A 627-nucleotide genomic window follows, 5' to 3' on the forward strand; every position below is an offset into this window, starting at 1 on the left:
CTCCGCGGTCCAGGAGGTGAGGATGCGCAGGGCGTCGTGGGAGGGGCTGCCGGGTTCGGCGGTCAGGACCATCAGGCGCTGTCCGGAGTCGTCGGGGCTCGCCCAGGTGTCGCAGTCGAGGGTGAGCTCTCCCACCAGGCGGTGGCGGTAGCGCTTGGTGCCGTATCCGGCGCTGCTGACGCGGTGTTCGGCCCACCAGGTGCGGAAGTCGGCGTCCTGGACGGACAGTTCGCCGACGAGGCGGGCGAGGTCCGGGTCGACGGGGTCGGCCGCGGCCTCCATGCGCAGCCCGGCGACGGCGTCCCGGGCGTCGTGCTCCCAGTCCAGATGCAACTCCCGGACCACCGGATTCGAGAACAGCAGGTTCACGTAGTTGCGGCGAGTCGGCGGGAGGGCCGAGAAGTCGGTGTACAGCGCGATGGCGGCGGGGTTCCAGGCGAGGATGTCCAGGCGTTTGCCGAGGACAAGGGCGGGGGTTTGGGTGAGCTGGTCCAGGAGGCGGCGCATGGCGGGGCGTACGCGTTGCGCGGGTCGGCGGCGGTGCGGTCGGTTGTCGGTGCGGCCGGCGAGTTCGTAGAGGTATTGCTGTTGGTCGTCGTCGAGGTGCAGGGCGCGGGCGAGGGTGGC

The 627-nt window shown here is 71.5% G+C and carries 1 protein-coding gene; it reads right to left on the reverse strand.

Annotated features, from left to right (window positions below):
* Positions 1 to 627: MmyB family transcriptional regulator (locus ACTWQJ_RS52065; RefSeq protein ID WP_443313307.1), on the reverse strand; the 627-nt coding region annotated here is incomplete at both ends.

It is taken from the genome of Streptomyces sp. KR55 (assembly GCF_052245645.1).
GTDB lineage: Bacteria > Actinomycetota > Actinomycetes > Streptomycetales > Streptomycetaceae > Streptomyces > Streptomyces flavusporus.